Here is a 15,991-nt window from a genome sequence, read left to right as displayed (position 1 = left end):
TATTTAAATTAAAAATTTTTCTTCTTTTTAATGATTTTACAAAAGCGTAAAGTTTTTTTCTCGTTTAATATATAAAATAAACTTGATAAAAAAATAACGAATTTTCTGAAGAGGTGATTGATTTTATGTATGATGTTATAATAATTGGCGGCGGACCTGGAGGATATGTTTCTGCTATTAGATTATCTCAGTTGGGGAAAAAAGTGGCTTTGATTGAAAAAGAACATTTAGGTGGAACATGTACAAATCAAGGTTGTATTCCTACAAAAGCTATGCTTACAGCGGCTCATTTATATTCCGACATTATTTCTAAATCTAAAAAATTTGGAATAAAGGTCGAAAGTGTTTCCTATGAACTTTCAGGAATTATGAAACACATGAATAAATCTATAACTATGTCAAGAAAAGGCATTGAATATTTAATGAAAAAAAATAATATTGATGTTTTTAATGGCATTGGTGAAATCATTGATAAAAATCATGTAAAAGTAAATGATAAAATACTTGAGGGTGATTATTTAATTTTAGCGCATGGTTCTGTACCTTCAAAATTCCCACCTTTTAATGAAGTTGAAGGTATTTGGACAAGTGATGATGTGTTTAGAATGAAGGAATTACCAGAAAGTATTGTTATTATTGGTGGGGGAGTTATAGGTGTTGAATTTGCTACATTTTTTTCAACCCTCAAAAAAGATGTTACCATTGTTGAACTTGCAGATCATATTCTACCTTTTGAAGATTTAGATGTTGCTAAAGAAATTAAAAAATCATTGCAAAAAAAAGGAGTTAAGGTATATGAAAAATCAAAGGTTAAAAGTGTTATAAAAAATGGAGAAATTTATTCAATTATTGTCGAATCTGAAAAAGAATTTGAATTATCTGCAGATAAAGTATTATTAGCCGCGGGAAGAAAACCAAATATACCAGATGATGTTAAAAAGTTAGGTATAACAATAGAAAAAGGAGTTATTACAGATAATACGATGAAAACCAATATTGATAACGTTTATGCAATTGGAGATATTAGAGCAAAAATTATGCTTGCCCACGTTTCGATGTTTGAAGGTATAGTAGCTGCACACAATATTGCCGGTGAAAAAATGGAAATGGATTATTCAGCTATTCCTTCAATTATTTTTTCAAATCCTGAAGTTGCATCAACAGGATTAAAAGAAAAAGATTTAGATCCTGAAAAAATTATTATTGGGAAATTCCCTGTTTCGGCTAACGGAAGGGCCAGAACCATGGAAGAAAGAGATGGTTTTGCTAAGATAATTGCTGATAAAGAAACCAAAAAGGTTTTAGGATTTGTTGTAGTTTCACCTTCTGCTACAGACATGATTATGGAAGGTATTTTAGCCGTTAAATATGGTTTAACTGTAGATGAAGTTGCTAATTCAATACATCCTCATCCAACATTAACAGAAACTATTTTAGGCGCCTTTGAAGATACTGAAGGAATGGCTTTACATATATAAAAAGAATAAGGAAAGGTATCAACCTTTCCTTATTCTTTTAGCTCTTTTGATATATAATTTTGTCTCTCCTGGTATTTCATTTAATTTCCCTAATAATATATGCCCTTCTTTAGTTACTGAAATAGGTATTCTTTCAGCAGATAATGGATAATCAACAATAACAAGAAGTATCTGATCTTTTTTCATATTCTTTAAAACTTTTCTTGTTTGTATATCTGGAACTGGGCAAATTTCTCCTCTCATATCAAGAATAACATCTGGTTCTATATTTAAAGAATTTTTATCAAATAAACATTCTCCCATACTAGTACAATCAATAATTTTGTCTCCATTAATCTCAGAAATAAAATCATATGCATTTTCTATTATATGAAAAATTCTTGTAGAATAAAAATCAAAATATTCTATTCCATTTCTTCTTTCTGATTTTAAAATACCCAATTTTTTCATATAAATAAGATGTCTATAAATAGTTGAAATATCATATCCTAATTTTTCTGAAATTTCAGAAGTAGTCAAATAATTATCAAATATTGCAATTAAAATTTCTATTCGAGTTTGATTTGAGAGTACTTTAAATAATTCTTGAATAGATAATTTTTTTTCATAATACACCACCTTTCTAATAATTGCAATTATAAATAATTATACCATCTTTCCTATTCAATATATTTGAAATATATATTAAAATTCACATATGTTTTCACATGTGTTCGATATAAAAAATAGAGATTTTTAATCATATTTGTTCTTTACTATTTATTAATATTATTAATCCATAAAAATAAATATATTTTAGTTGAAATTTCATAAATTAAAGGAGTATAATTTTTTAGGAGGTGGTAAAATGGATTTATCCCCAAACGAAATTATTAATAAAATCGTTACTGCTGAAATTGAAACAAATAACAAATTAAAAAAAGCAGAAGAAGAACTAAAAAATGAAATGAAAAGAAAGGTTTTAGATTTAGAAAATAAGAAAAAAGAGTATTTTGAAGAAATTAATAGAAATTATTATAATCTCATAAAAGATGCTGAAATATCTTCTAAAAAAATTATCGATGCAATTGAAAAGGATATTTTAAAAATAGAAACTCATTTTTCTGAAATAGAAAGAAATATTGATGAAATAGCTTTAAAAGTATTAGATAAAATTATTTTATAATCGGGGATGATCAAATTGAAATTTCCAGCTTTAATGGCAAAAATAAAGTCTTTAAATTCCAAAATTCTTAGTAGTGAAGATTTAACAAATTTAATAAATACAAACACAGTTACTGAAATTGCTGAATATTTGAAAAAGAATACACATTATAATAAAATTTTTGATGGTGAAGATATTTCTCAACTTCATAGACGCGATATAGAAATATTAATAAGGAAATCTATGCTTTCTGATCTATACAATATTTATTTTTATTTACCTGCAGAAGGTCATAAGTTTTTTAAAATAATGGAGAAAAGGTTTGAAATTGAGAATATAAAATTTGTATTAAGATCTCTTCATTCAGAGCATCCAGAATATATATCAAAAGAAAAATTCTTTCCTTTAAATCATTCATATATTGATGAAGATGTTCTATCTTCTGTTAAGTCTTTTGATGAAGCTGTAAATATCCTTAAAAATTCTCCATATCAATCGGTTATAGACTCCACATATCAAAATTACTTAAAAACTGGTAAAATTCAACATTTATTAAACGCTTTTGATTTTTGGTATTTTACAAAGATGAAATCTACGTTGAATTTAATGCCAGGATTTGGAAGAAATTTAAAAAAAATTTTCTTTATACAAATGGATCTTGCAAATATTCAATGGATATATAGAGCAAAAGTTTTATTTAAACTATCCACTGAAGAAGTCCTAAATTTTCTTATGCCCATTTCTTTTAATCTTTCATCTGAGGAATTAAAAAATATGACTACAGCTGAAAATATAGAAGATTTTATAAATAAAATTTCTATTTGTTCTTATGGAAAATATTTTCAAAATATTAATAAAGATATATTTCCATATGTTATAGAAAGAACATGTGAAAAGATTTTGCTAGAAAGTGCGAAGAAAATGCTTAGTCACACTCAAAATGGGTTTGATGTTATGAGTGGATATTTATATGTAAGAGAATATGAATATAAAGATTTAATTACATTAATAGAGGGAAAAAGATATGAAATTCCAAATGATAAAATTAAAACTTTTTTACTTCTGGCAGGTGATTGACAATGCAGGAAAAATTAAAACCTTTTACCATCATTTCAAACAAATATGAATTGGAGTCAATTTCAAAGAAATTTTTGGATTCTCAAGAAATAGAGATTGTACCTCTGGAAAAAGTTTTAGATCCTAAAATTTTAAAAGATTTAAAATCTGAAAGAGAAAATGCATATAAATATATATATGAAGATTTTATGTCTATATTTAATTATGCTAATAAAATCCCTGAACCTAAAACCCAAAAAATCAAATTCCCTTTAATAATGGATAAAGAAGAGATTTTAAATTTTGCTAAAAAAATAAATTCAAAGATGCAACATATTTTTGAAACTATGGAAAATCTAAAAGATGAAAGAGAAAAATTGGAAAAAGAAATAGAGCTATTTGAAAAACTAAAATCAGTAAAAATTAATATAAACACATTTAGAGAATTGAAATTTTTAAAGTATAAAGTTGGAAAAATTAGTAACATGTATTATACACGTTTTCTGGAAAGCATATCAGATAAAAATATCCTTGTTGTATCTCTTGATGAAGAAAATGATTTTACATGGGTTTTCATTATTTATGATAGGAAAATTAATATAGAAAAGACACTATCTATTGCAAATTTTCAAGAATATATTATTTCAAATGATTATGTTGGAACACCAAAAGAAATATTATGGGAATTATATGATAGATATCGTTCTTTAAAATATGAAATTGAAATGCTAAATTTATCTTTAAAAAAGATATTTTTTGAAAACAGACGCCTTATTTATAAATATTTTGACTATATTTTTGTATTAAAAAATATATATGATCTTACGCATTCTATAAAATTTACAGAGAATTTTTTTGTTGTTTCAGGATGGACAACAGAAAAAATGCATATGGATTTGCTAAATTATTCTAAAGAAAACGAATTTGTTCTGTTTCTCAATTATTCATTTAATGAAAAAGCCCCAACATTATTGAAAAACAATAATTTTTTCAAACACTTTGAATTTATAGTAAAAATGTTTGGTACTCCTTCGAGCGATGAAATAGATCCAACACCTATAATTTCAACATTATTTTTATTGTTTTATGGTATGATGTTTGGCGATGTTGGACATGGAATGATTTTATTTTTATTTGGTTTTTGGATGTATAAAAAGAAAAAAAACGATCTTTTTTATGTTATCGCCGCCTCTGGAGTTTCTTCTATGATTTTCGGTGTTTTATATGGAAGTGTTTTTGGATTTGAAGATATTTTAAAACCGTTATGGAAAAGGCCTATGGACAATATAAATTATTTTTTAATGCTTTCTATATATTTTGGTATTGTAATAATTACAGCTGCAATGTCCTTGAATATAATAAATAAAATAAAAAATAAAAAACATAAAGAATTAATTTTTGACCCTAATGGATATGCTGGAATTTCTCTTTATTGGATTTTATTAGGTTCAATATTTTATACGATAAAAAATGGTATTTTTCCAACTATCAGTTATTTCTTCATCATATTTCTCATAACCCTTATATATATAAAGAGCATTATTTTTGAAAAAGGAAGTTTAGGTGAAAAAATTGTTCAGGGATTTTTTGAGTTATTTGAAGTCATGTTAGGATATTTAAGTAACACTTTATCTTTTATCAGATTAGGTGCTTTTGCATTAAATCATGCTGGATTATTTTTGGCCTTTTATATGATGTCACAAATGTCACATAACTCTTTTTTCTCATTTGCTATTCTTTTACTTGGTAATATTTTAATTGTTGTTTTAGAAGGATTAGTCGTATTTATTCAAACATTAAGGTTAGAATATTATGAATTTTTCACTCGTTTTTTCAAAGGTAACGGGAAAGAATTCAAACCTATTAAATATAAATTTTAGTGGAGGTGTTAGTTATGGCTTACATTATTTCTTTAATCATTTTAGTATTTTTAACAGTTGTTTTTGGATTCTATTTTTCAAAAAATCCAGAAAAATCAAAAAGATTTGCAAAAAAGGTGTTTGCTGGAAACATTGCATTATTTATAGCTATTATGGTATTTTCTTTAATTAGTTTAGTCCCAACAACCACATATGCCGCTTCTGATAACCCTTCAACTACTACAGTTGATACGACAAATAATACTGGACTAGGCTTAATTGGTGCGGCTTTAGCTACAGGATTAGCCGCAGTCGGCGCAGGTGTTGGTGTCGGCATGGTCGGTGCAGCTTCTGTTGGTGCAATTAGTGAAAAACCTGAGCTATTAGGAAAAACTTTGATTTATGTAGGGTTAGCTGAAGGTATAGCTATTTATGGATTGATAGTTACTATAATGATACTTGGGAGGATATAATTCATGAAATTTTTTCTCATTAGCGATAATATTGACACCGCAACAGGTTTGAGATTAAGCGGTGTAACAGGTGTTGTCGTTCATGAAAAAAAAGAAATTTTAGATGCATTTGAAAATGCTCTAAATAGCAAGGATATAGGAGTTCTTTTAATTACAGAATTAGTTGCTAAAAAAATACCTGAAGAATTAAAAAATCATAAACTTTCAGGAAAACTTCCTCTTATTTTTGTGATTCCAGATAGACACGGTTGGAGGGGCGAAAAAGATTTTATCACCAGATATGTAGAGGAAGCTATTGGGGTGAGAATAAATGAATGAAGTGGAAAATAAACTAAATAAAATGTTAAAATTATTAGAAAAAAATTTTGAAATAGAATTCAATTCTATTAAGAAAAAGTATGAAGATGAATACAAAAAATATGAAGAAAAAATAAAAAAAGAAATTTCAGAGTATGAAAAAGAAAAAATTAAAGAAGCTGAGAAGAAAAAAGAAGAAGTTTTAAAGTTATCTAAATCCAAAGCTGAATTAAAATTAAATCAAAGAAAACTGATATTGAAAAATAAATTATTAAATAACGTATTAGAACGACTAAAAAATAAATTATTAAACCTGGATTTGGAAAGAAAAAAACTATTTTATCAAAAACTATATAGAGAAGCAAGTAAATTAATTAATGAAGAATATATAGTTTTATGTAACGAAAAAGATTATAACCTCATTAAATCTTTTATAAAAGATCATAAAATTGAAATAGATAACGCCATTGAGGGTGGAATAATTTTAAAAGGAGAATATTTAAGCGTAAAAAATACTATAGATTCATTTATAGAAGAAAATAAAAATTTAATTTATAGCCTTGTCTTAAAAGAGGTGGAAAAATATGATGCAAATTAAAGAAATAAATGGTCCAGTTGTAAAAGTCAAGAATGCAAAAGGTGTTTTTATGAATGAAATGGTTAGAGTTGGTAATTTTAAATTAACAGGTGAAATCATAGGTATTGATGGTGATATTGCAACAGTACAAGTATATGAAGAAACCTCCATGTTAAAACCAGGAGAACCTGTTGAAGGCACTGGTAAAATGTTATCTGTAGTTCTTGGCCCTGGGTTATTAGGTAGCATTTATGATGGTATTCAAAGACCTTTAAATGAATTAATTAAAAAATCCGGATCTTTTATTGGAAGAGGAATTGATGCTTTTGGACTTGACGAATCCAAACTCTGGGATGTTTCATTTACAAAAAAAAGCGGTGATATTGTATCTTCTGGAGAAATCATAGCAGAAGTTCAAGAAACTGAATATTTAAAACATAAAATAATGATACCTCCAAATGTCGATGGAAAAATAATAGAAATTAAAGAAAATGGAAGTTATAAAATCACAGACACATTAGCAAAAGTTGAAACAGATAATGGTATTAAAGAAATAAAATTATATCAAGAGTGGCCTGTTAAAATTCCACGACCTGTAAAAAAACGTTTGGAACCAAAAATACCATTAATTACAGGACAACGTGTAATAGATTTGTTTTTCCCTATAAGCAAAGGAGGAACAGCAGCTATACCAGGAGGTTTTGGCACAGGAAAAACCATTACACAACATCAATTAGCAAAATGGGCTGATGCTGATATTATTGTTTATATAGGCTGTGGTGAACGGGGTAATGAAATGACAGAAGTTTTAGAGGAATTTCCAAATTTAAAAGATCCAAGAACAGGAGCCCCATTAATGGATAGAACTGTTTTAATAGCAAATACATCTAATATGCCCGTTTCTGCAAGAGAAGCATCTATATACACAGGAATCACTATTGCTGAATATTTTAGAGATATGGGATATAATGTTGCAATAATGGCAGATTCTACATCAAGATGGGCAGAAGCTTTAAGAGAGTTATCAGGGCGTCTTGAAGAAATGCCTGCAGAAGAAGGTTATCCTTCTTATCTTGCATCAAGGATTGGCCAATTTTATGAACGTGCTGGTATCTGTGAAAATTTGAATAGTACACAAGGTTCAGTTACAATTATAGGCGCAGTATCACCTCCAGGTGGGGATTTTTCAGAACCTGTTACTCAAAACACCAAAAGATTTGTAAAATGTTTTTGGGGACTTGATAAAAATTTAGCCTATTCCAGGCATTATCCATCAATTAATTGGCTCACGAGCTATAGTGAATATTTAGAAGATCTAAAAGAATGGTTTGCAGCTAATGTTAAAGAAAAATGGAATTATTATCGAGATGAAGCAATGAAATTATTAACAGAAGATGATAGATTACAACAAATTATAAAAATTGTAGGAGAAGATGTTTTGCCAGACAACCAAAAATTAATAGTTTTAATAGCAAAAATAATAAAGGTTGGTGTCCTACAACAGAGTGCATTTAGTGATGTTGATTCATATTGTTCATTAGAAAAACAATATAATTTAATAAAAATTATTATGGATACCTATAATAAAGCAAAAGTATATGTTGATAAAAATATAGCTATTAGCCAAATTTTACCTTCAGAAATTGTTTCTAAACTACTTACTATGAAAGAAGAAGTTAAGGACGTAAATGAATTTAAAGAGATAGAAGATATACTTAATGAACATTTTGAAAAATTAGATACAGTTTATAATAAATAAAATAATCTCCTTGTGGAGGTGAGTTAATGGCAATTAGAGAATATAATGGATTTTCACAGATTCATGGACCACTTATCGTTATTGAAAATGTTAAAGATATAAAATATGATGAAGTTATTGAAATAGATCAAAATAATGAAAAAAGAACTGGGAAAGTTATAATGGTTAGTGAAGATACTGCTATTATACAAGTTTTTGAAGGTACCCAGGGTTTATCCCTAAAAGAACCAACTATCAAATTTTTAGGAAAACCTTTAGAGATCAACATATCTCCAGATATACTAGGGAGAACTTTTGATGGGCTTGGGAGACCTATTGATGGATTAGGAGAAATAATAGGTGAAAAAAGTGTCGATATTAATGGTTCTGCTATTAACCCTGCAGCAAGAGAATATCCAAGAAATTTTATACAAACAGGAATTTCTGCTATAGATAGTATGTTAACTTTAATCAGAGGGCAAAAATTACCTATTTTTTCAGGAAATGGTTTGCCACATAATAAATTAGCTGTTCAAATTGCTAAACAGGCAAAACTTAAATCAAACGAAGAATTTGCTGTAGTTTTTGGTGCTATAGGATTAAAAAAGGATGACGCTAATTTTATTATAAAAAGTTTTGAAGAAAGCGGAGCTATTAAAAATATGGTAGTTTTTTTAAATCTTGCAAGTGATCCTGTTGTGGAAAGAATAGCAACACCAAGAATTGCTTTAACTGTTGCTGAATATTTAGCTTTTGAAATGGAGAAACATGTACTTGTTATATTAAGCGATATGACAAATTATTGTGAAGCATTACGTGAATTATCAAATTATAGAGGGGAAATACCCGGAAGAAAAGGATTTCCAGGTTATCTTTATTCTGATCTTGCATCTATATATGAAAGAGCTGGTATGATAAGAGGGAAAAATGGTTCTGTTACCCAAATTCCTATTTTAACTATGCCAAATGATGATATTACACATCCAATACCCGATTTAACAGGATTTATTACAGAAGGCCAAATTGTTTTATCACGCGATTTGCATAGAAAAAATATTTATCCACCAATTAATGTTTTACCTTCATTATCAAGGTTAATGAAAGATGGAATTGGAAAAGGATATACAAGAGAGGATCATCCTGATGTGGCTTCACAATTATTTGCATCATATTCAAGGGTTTTTGAAATAAGGTCTTTAGCGGCTATTATCGGTGAAGATGATCTTTCTGAAATAGATAGATTATATCTAAAGTTTGGGAAAGAGTTTGAAGAAATATTCATTAATCAAGGATTTAATGAAGAAAGAAATTTGGACTCAACACTCGAATTAGCTTGGAATATATTATCTATACTTCCAAAAACAGAATTAACTAGAATAAAGAAAACATTTATAGAGAAATATTATCATGAAAAATAATTTCTTTAGCCATCAAAGATTGAAGGTGAAAAAATGATTTTTAACCAAACAATTCCAACAAAAGGTAATTTAATAAATTTAAAACAACAATTTGTTCTTGCTAAACAAGGACATGACTTGCTTGAGAAAAAAAGAAATATTATTATGAAAGAATTAATAGATTTAATTGATCAAGCTAGAGAAATACAAGAAAAAATATTAAAAATTTTTGAAAAAGCATATAAATCCCTTCAATTAGCAAATCTGGATTTAGGAATTGAAAATGTTGAAGAATATGCGAATGGTGTTCCTGAATATAATAATTTGAATATTAGATTTAGAAGTGTAATGGGAGTAGAAGTTCCAGAATTTTATCGTGAAAAACAAACAATCGATATTCCATATGAAATTTATCGAACAGATGCTGCTTTAGATCAAGCTTATATTTCTTTTAAAACCGTTTTGGAATTAATAACCGAAGCTTCAATTATAGAAAATAAAGTTTATAAGCTTGCATATGAAGTTAAAAAAACTAAAAAAAGAGTTTCATCTCTTGAAAATATTGTTATACCTCGATTAAAAGAATCTATAAAATTTATTCAGGATACCTTAGAAGAATTTGAAAGAGAAGAATTTTTTAAATTAAAAAAATTGAAAAAATAATTATTCTTGACAAAATGTGTTTTTTATGATATAATAATATATGAGAGTTAATTTTACGGCCTGATTATTCAGGTCGTTTTTTTATTAAAAACTAAATTAATTTTATTTAATAAAATTATGCTATAATAGTATAAACAACATATTGGAGGGAAAAATATGATAAATGTCGCATTAATTGCTCACGATAAGAAAAAATTAGACTTAGTTATGTTTGTAAAAGAATGGAAACATGTTTTTGAAAAATGCAATTTATATGCTACTAGTTCTACTGGAACTTTAATTGAACAAAAAGTTGGATTAAAGATTACAAAATTTGCTTCTGGACCATACGGTGGTGATTTACAAATAGGAGCTATGATAGCTGCTGGAAGTATGGATTTTGTTATATTTTTAAGAGATCCACTAACAGCACAACCACATGAACCAGATGTTTCCGCTTTAATGAGAGTTTGTGATGTTCACAATATTCCTCTCGCTACTAATTTAGCTACAGCTGAGGGGCTTGTATTAGAAATAGAGAAAAAAATTCCATCGATCGAAGGTGAAGAAAATTAAAGATTTAAGCAATTACGAAAAATATACCAAAGGCGAAGAAATTGCTAATTCAATTACACATGGTATAGGAGCTTTGTTAAGTCTAATCGCTCTTATCTTATTAATCATTTTTTCTTCATTACATGGTACTTTTTTACAAACATTCAGTGTAACTATATATGGAATTAGTTTGTTTTTATTATATTTAGCATCAACTCTTTATCATAGTATTCAGCATAAAAAAGCAAAGCAAATATTAGAAATTATAGATCACTCTTCTATATATTTATTAATCGCCGGAACATACACACCTTTCACCTTAGTTACATTAAATGGTAAAATTGGATGGTCTATTTTTATTACTGTATGGATACTTGCTTTAATTGGTATAATACTAAAACCTTTTTTTGTAAAAAAATTTCGCATTTTATCAACTTTACTATATATAGCAATGGGATGGATGATAGTTTTTGCAATCAAACCTCTTATAAATAATCTTCCACAAGCAGGGGTTATATGGTTAGTTATTGGAGGATTATTATATACTATAGGAGCTGTATTTTATATTTGGAGAAAACTTCCATATGGCCACATGATATGGCATCTTTTTGTATTAGGTGGAAGTATTTCACACTTTATTGCAGTCTTTTTTTATGTTTTAAATTAAATAACTGTTGGAGTATCGGGGGATATTATGCATAAAATTTTAATGCTGATTTTTATTTTATTTATTAATACAATCTTTTCTTATAGAATCTTCATAACTCCTTCTTATGAACTATATGATTTTATAAAAGAAAAGAGCGTTATATCGACTGATATAAAATTTACTTCCTTAAGTATTAGCTCTCCTTTTTTAGAACTTTTAGAAAACAATAAATCTTCTGGGTATATAGAATATAATATGATGAATTTTAAAAGTACCAATATTTTGCCAGATAAAAACACTAGTGGATATTTACATGAAAAATTTATTATTTTTGACAATAATAGTGTTTTATTTGGAACAGGAAATTTTACAAAAGGTAGTATTTTTGAAGATTTAAATGTTTTTATTTTTACTGAAGATATAGATGTTGTTAAATTATTTTTAAAAGAATTCGAAAATTTTAAAAATGGGAATTTTGGAAAAAATAAAAGAATAATTAATAAAGAGATAACATCAAAAGATTTAGGAAAAATGAAATTTGTAACTGGACCATCAAAAAATATATATAATGAACTAAATAATTTCATATTATCCTCGAAAAAATTTTTATATATTTTCACTTTTTCATTTACAGATAATAGAATATTATATGATTTAGAATTTTTATCATCTAAAAACATTGATATAAAAATTGTTGCTGATAAATGGAATATAAACAATTTTTCTAATATTAGATTTTTAAAAGGAATTGAATATAAGATTATAAATAGCTATAGAAATATGCATTTAAAATTATTAATAAATGAAAAAGGAATAGTATTAGGCAGTTATAATTTGACTTATAGGGCTAGAGAAAAAAATGACGAATATCTAATAATCATATATAATAAAAAGATAAAAAATTACTTTATAAATTTATTGGAAACGTTTTTTACAAATAAATAGTATTATTTTATATCAGGAGGAATTTATGAAAAAATTTTATTTATTTTCTTTAATATTAATTATTTTATTGATTTCATTATTTTTATTTTATAAAAATAATGTATTAAAAATCGGGATAATCGCTAATTTTTCTGGTGATGAAACTTTTACTATGGTAGATATAAAAAATGCTGTAAATCTTTTTTATTTAAAAAATAAAAATCCAAACATAAAAGTTTATTATAAAGACACGCAAGGAATTGTTGAAAATTCATTAAAAGCATACAATTATTTAAAAAATAAAGGTATAAAAATTATTATTTTTGCTACCGATTCAACGTCTTTTAAAAAAATATACCCCTTATTAAAAAATGATAAAATTTTAGGAATAGGTACTTCTATTACATCAGATTCTTATACTGCTTCAAATGATTATTTTATTAGAGTTAATATCACAAATAAAAATGAGCAGAAACAACTCGCAGAATACTTAAATACCAAAACCTCTAGAATTCTTGTTGTAAAAGGTTTTGAAAATCCAGAATATATTAATAACTCCTTTGAAAATTTTAATAAATTTTATTTCGGAAATATTAACCTTATTCCTTTATATAATTCCATACAATCCATTGAAAAAATAAAACTTTATTATAATAACGAAAATTATGCTTATATCATGGTAAATTCTCTAAATAAGACTGCATTAATAATAAACTTATTAAAAAAATTAAATCCTAATATTTATGCTATTGTTTTTCCATGGATAAATGATGAACATTTAATAGAGTTATTAGATGATAAAAAAAATATAATTTTACCAAGTTATTTTTCAAAAAATTCTGATTTTGCACAGCACTTTTTTAGCGTATATTATAAAAATCCTAATATTTATGCTTATACAGTATATGAATCATTAAGGATACTATATGACTCTTATAAAAAAACGGGAAACAACTTAGAAAAAATTAGAAACTACATATTAAATAACGAATTTAATACAGAATTTGGAATAATCAAATTTGACGAAAATGGTGAAACAAAGAAAAAACTTCTATTTAAGGTGATGAAATAATGAAAAAAATACTATTAATACTTTTATTTATTAGTTTCGCAATATTGAATTTAAGCATCACTTTAAAAGTGGGAGTTTATGAAAATCCCCCTTTATCTTATGCAGAAGATGGAAAGATAAAAGGAATTATTCCTGATATCTTTAATTACATCGCCAAAAAAGAAAAGATAAAAATTAAATATATCTATTTAACATTTAATGAAGCATTTAATGCTTTAGAAAATGATTTAATAGATATTGTCTTACCTGTTGGTAAAACAAAAGAAAGAAGTGAAATTTTTTATTATAATAATGTTCCATTTCTAGTAAATTATGGAAAAATATATTCTCAAAAAAACTTAAAAATTGATAATATTTTAGACCTTAAAAATAAAAAAATCGGTGTATTGAAAAAAGATATTTATTATACAGGAGATAAGGGGTTAAAAAATATCAGTGATGAATTTAACCTAAATATTAATTTTATAGAATATAATACCTATAAAGAAATTTTCGAAGCTCTTTCAAAAAAAGAAATTGATGCTGGCGTAATAAATAGATTTGCTGGAATGGCTTTATATAATAAATATAATAATGTATCAGAAACCCCTATTTCATTTTATTTAATTAATGCTTATCTTATATATCATAACCCCAATCTCAAAGATATAATATCAAAAATTGATGAAGATTTAAGAATTTTAAAAGATAATCCAAAATCTATATATTATCAAATATTTAATAATTACAATCAAAAATCAAAAATACCTTCATGGCTCATATTATTGCTTTTAATATCATCATTTGTTTCTTTTGCTTTATTTATTATTATTTGGTTTATGAACTATATAATTAAAAAAAGAACATCAGAATTAAAAAAACAGATTGAAATATCTGAAAAACAAAAAAAAGAAATAGAAGTATTGTTTAATTCTCTTAATGAATATACTAAAGAATTAAATAAAACAAAGGAAAAATTATTAAACTCTGAAAAACTATTAAAATCAATAATAGAAAATAGTTTGGACGGAATATTATATGTAGATAAAGATTTAAATGTTATTTTGGCAAATTCTATTTTTAAAAATTGGACTAAAAGAGATTTTAATAAAGAACTAAAAGAAGGAGATAATTTAAGAGAAATATTTGAAGGCGAAGATAGATACTTTGAAGAGTTCGAATTAGCCTTAAAAAATGAAAAAAACTTTATTGTTGAAAAACCGATAAAAAAGTTAGATGGTTCTATTTATTGGGTAAGCAATAACTATTATCCTATTTATAATGATAGAGCTGAACTTATTGGCGCCGCCTTAATAAGCAGAGATATTACGGAACTAAAAGAAAATGAAGAAAAACTCAAACATATTGCATATTATGATAGTTTAACCAATATATTCAATAGAAGAGCTGGCTTTTACTTTATTGAAAAATTATTATTACTTTCCAAAAGAGAAAATGCTCCAATTATAATTGGTTTTATTGACGTTGATAATTTGAAAACAATAAATGATAAATTTGGTCATGCAGCAGGTGATAAAGCGTTGCAGATTATAGCGAATGTTATAAGGAAAAATATAAGAAACTCCGATATTGTTGCAAGATATGGTGGTGACGAATTCATTATTGCCCTTTATAATTGTACATTAAATGATACAAAACGTATTGAAGAAAAGATTTTAAGTGATTTAATGCAAATTAGTGAAAAAGAAAAGATTAATTATAGTGTAAGTTTTGGTTTCATAGAATATACCCATTCAGAAACGCTTGATTCAATAATTTCTAAAGCTGATAAACTCATGTATGAAAACAAGAAAAAAAAGAAAAAACTTTAATCTACTAATCTTAAAATTCTTGATGAAAATTCATTCTACTATAAAAAAGCTCCCTATTAATTTTGGGAGCTTTTTTATAAATATTTTAATAAAATAATTGAGCATGTAAATGGTAAAATAAAAAATAAAGGAAAAGGGATTTGTACGGAATAACAATACCAAGGAAAGGAAAAAGCTATATATAACGTTATTGGTATTAATCTTGATGGTTATAAGGATATTTTGGGTATATATATTGAAAAGAATGAATCTTCAAGACTTTGGATGAGTGTTTTAAATGATTTGAAAGCAAGAGGAGTAAAGGATATTTTAATTGCTT

General features: G+C 26.0%; 16 protein-coding genes and 1 pseudogene. 16 read left to right on the top strand and 1 reads right to left on the bottom strand.

Annotated elements, in window-relative coordinates; genetic code table 11:
• Nucleotides 1-125: 125 nt before the first annotated feature.
• Nucleotides 126-1,478, top strand: a complete 1,353-nt coding sequence (lpdA, locus tag ACYQ44_RS09595) for a dihydrolipoyl dehydrogenase (RefSeq protein ID WP_459996916.1) — start codon at nt 126-128, stop codon at nt 1,476-1,478.
• Nucleotides 1,479-1,496: 18 nt separating this feature from the next.
• On the opposite strand, the gene ACYQ44_RS09590 is transcribed toward lpdA, so the two are convergent.
• Nucleotides 1,497-2,093, bottom strand: coding sequence for a sulfurtransferase TusA family protein (locus ACYQ44_RS09590; protein ID WP_459996914.1), 597 nt, complete (start codon nt 2,091-2,093; stop codon nt 1,497-1,499).
• A 232-nt stretch (nt 2,094-2,325) separates the two neighbouring features.
• Here ACYQ44_RS09590 and ACYQ44_RS09585 point away from each other — a divergent pair, with 232 nt between their 5' ends.
• From ACYQ44_RS09585 to ACYQ44_RS09515, 15 genes and pseudogenes are all read left to right on the top strand, one after another.
• Nucleotides 2,326-2,643 (top strand): hypothetical protein, encoded by a 318-nt coding sequence (locus ACYQ44_RS09585; protein WP_459996913.1) that lies wholly within the window; start codon nt 2,326-2,328, stop codon nt 2,641-2,643.
• A gap of 6 nt (nt 2,644-2,649) precedes the next feature.
• Nucleotides 2,650-3,699: a V-type ATPase subunit gene (locus tag ACYQ44_RS09580; protein WP_459996911.1), complete on the top strand. Its 1,050-nt coding sequence runs from the start codon at nt 2,650-2,652 to the stop codon at nt 3,697-3,699.
• A 2-nt stretch (nt 3,700-3,701) separates the two neighbouring features.
• Nucleotides 3,702-5,558: a V-type ATP synthase subunit I gene (locus ACYQ44_RS09575; RefSeq protein WP_459996909.1), complete on the top strand. Its 1,857-nt coding sequence runs from the start codon at nt 3,702-3,704 to the stop codon at nt 5,556-5,558.
• Between the two features lie 14 nt (nt 5,559-5,572).
• Nucleotides 5,573-6,010: an ATP synthase subunit C gene (locus ACYQ44_RS09570; RefSeq protein ID WP_459996907.1), complete on the top strand. Its 438-nt coding sequence runs from the start codon at nt 5,573-5,575 to the stop codon at nt 6,008-6,010.
• Nucleotides 6,011-6,013: 3 nt separating this feature from the next.
• Entirely contained in the window at nt 6,014-6,328 is a 315-nt protein-coding gene (locus tag ACYQ44_RS09565) for a V-type ATP synthase subunit F (RefSeq protein WP_459996905.1), read from the top strand.
• The gene (locus ACYQ44_RS09560; protein WP_459996903.1) at nt 6,321-6,905 is read left to right on the top strand and encodes a V-type ATP synthase subunit E family protein; all 585 of its coding nucleotides are present in this window, start codon (nt 6,321-6,323) and stop codon (nt 6,903-6,905) included. The genes ACYQ44_RS09565 and ACYQ44_RS09560 overlap by 8 nt, the downstream gene beginning before the upstream one ends.
• Nucleotides 6,895-8,643, top strand: coding sequence for a V-type ATP synthase subunit A (locus ACYQ44_RS09555; RefSeq protein ID WP_459996920.1), 1,749 nt, complete (start codon nt 6,895-6,897; stop codon nt 8,641-8,643). The genes ACYQ44_RS09560 and ACYQ44_RS09555 overlap by 11 nt, the downstream gene beginning before the upstream one ends.
• Nucleotides 8,644-8,669: 26 nt before the next feature.
• Nucleotides 8,670-10,040 carry a V-type ATP synthase subunit B gene (locus ACYQ44_RS09550; protein WP_459996901.1) on the top strand — a complete coding sequence of 457 codons (1,371 nt, stop codon included), beginning with the start codon at nt 8,670-8,672 and terminating at the stop codon, nt 10,038-10,040.
• Between the two features lie 33 nt (nt 10,041-10,073).
• Nucleotides 10,074-10,682 carry a V-type ATP synthase subunit D gene (locus tag ACYQ44_RS09545; protein WP_459996899.1) on the top strand — a complete coding sequence of 203 codons (609 nt, stop codon included), beginning with the start codon at nt 10,074-10,076 and terminating at the stop codon, nt 10,680-10,682.
• Between the two features lie 156 nt (nt 10,683-10,838).
• Nucleotides 10,839-11,237, top strand: coding sequence for a methylglyoxal synthase (locus tag ACYQ44_RS09540; RefSeq protein WP_459996898.1), 399 nt, complete (start codon nt 10,839-10,841; stop codon nt 11,235-11,237).
• A complete protein-coding gene (gene trhA / locus ACYQ44_RS09535) occupies nt 11,233-11,883 on the top strand; it encodes a PAQR family membrane homeostasis protein TrhA (protein ID WP_459996918.1) in 651 nt (216 codons plus the stop codon). The genes ACYQ44_RS09540 and trhA overlap by 5 nt, the downstream gene beginning before the upstream one ends.
• A gap of 27 nt (nt 11,884-11,910) precedes the next feature.
• Nucleotides 11,911-12,810, top strand: a complete 900-nt coding sequence (locus tag ACYQ44_RS09530) for a phospholipase D-like domain-containing protein (protein WP_459996896.1) — start codon at nt 11,911-11,913, stop codon at nt 12,808-12,810.
• A gap of 25 nt (nt 12,811-12,835) precedes the next feature.
• The gene (locus tag ACYQ44_RS09525; RefSeq protein WP_459996894.1) at nt 12,836-13,861 is read left to right on the top strand and encodes an ABC transporter substrate-binding protein; all 1,026 of its coding nucleotides are present in this window, start codon (nt 12,836-12,838) and stop codon (nt 13,859-13,861) included.
• Nucleotides 13,861-15,672: a diguanylate cyclase gene (locus ACYQ44_RS09520; protein WP_459996892.1), complete on the top strand. Its 1,812-nt coding sequence runs from the start codon at nt 13,861-13,863 to the stop codon at nt 15,670-15,672. Before ACYQ44_RS09525 ends, ACYQ44_RS09520 begins: the two co-directional genes overlap by 1 nt.
• Nucleotides 15,673-15,843: 171 nt before the next feature.
• Nucleotides 15,844-15,991 (top strand): annotated as a pseudogene (locus ACYQ44_RS09515) (transposase); the annotation flags it as partial.

Source organism: Marinitoga arctica (assembly GCF_054657315.1).
This window is presented reverse-complemented; position numbering and strand designations above follow the sequence as displayed.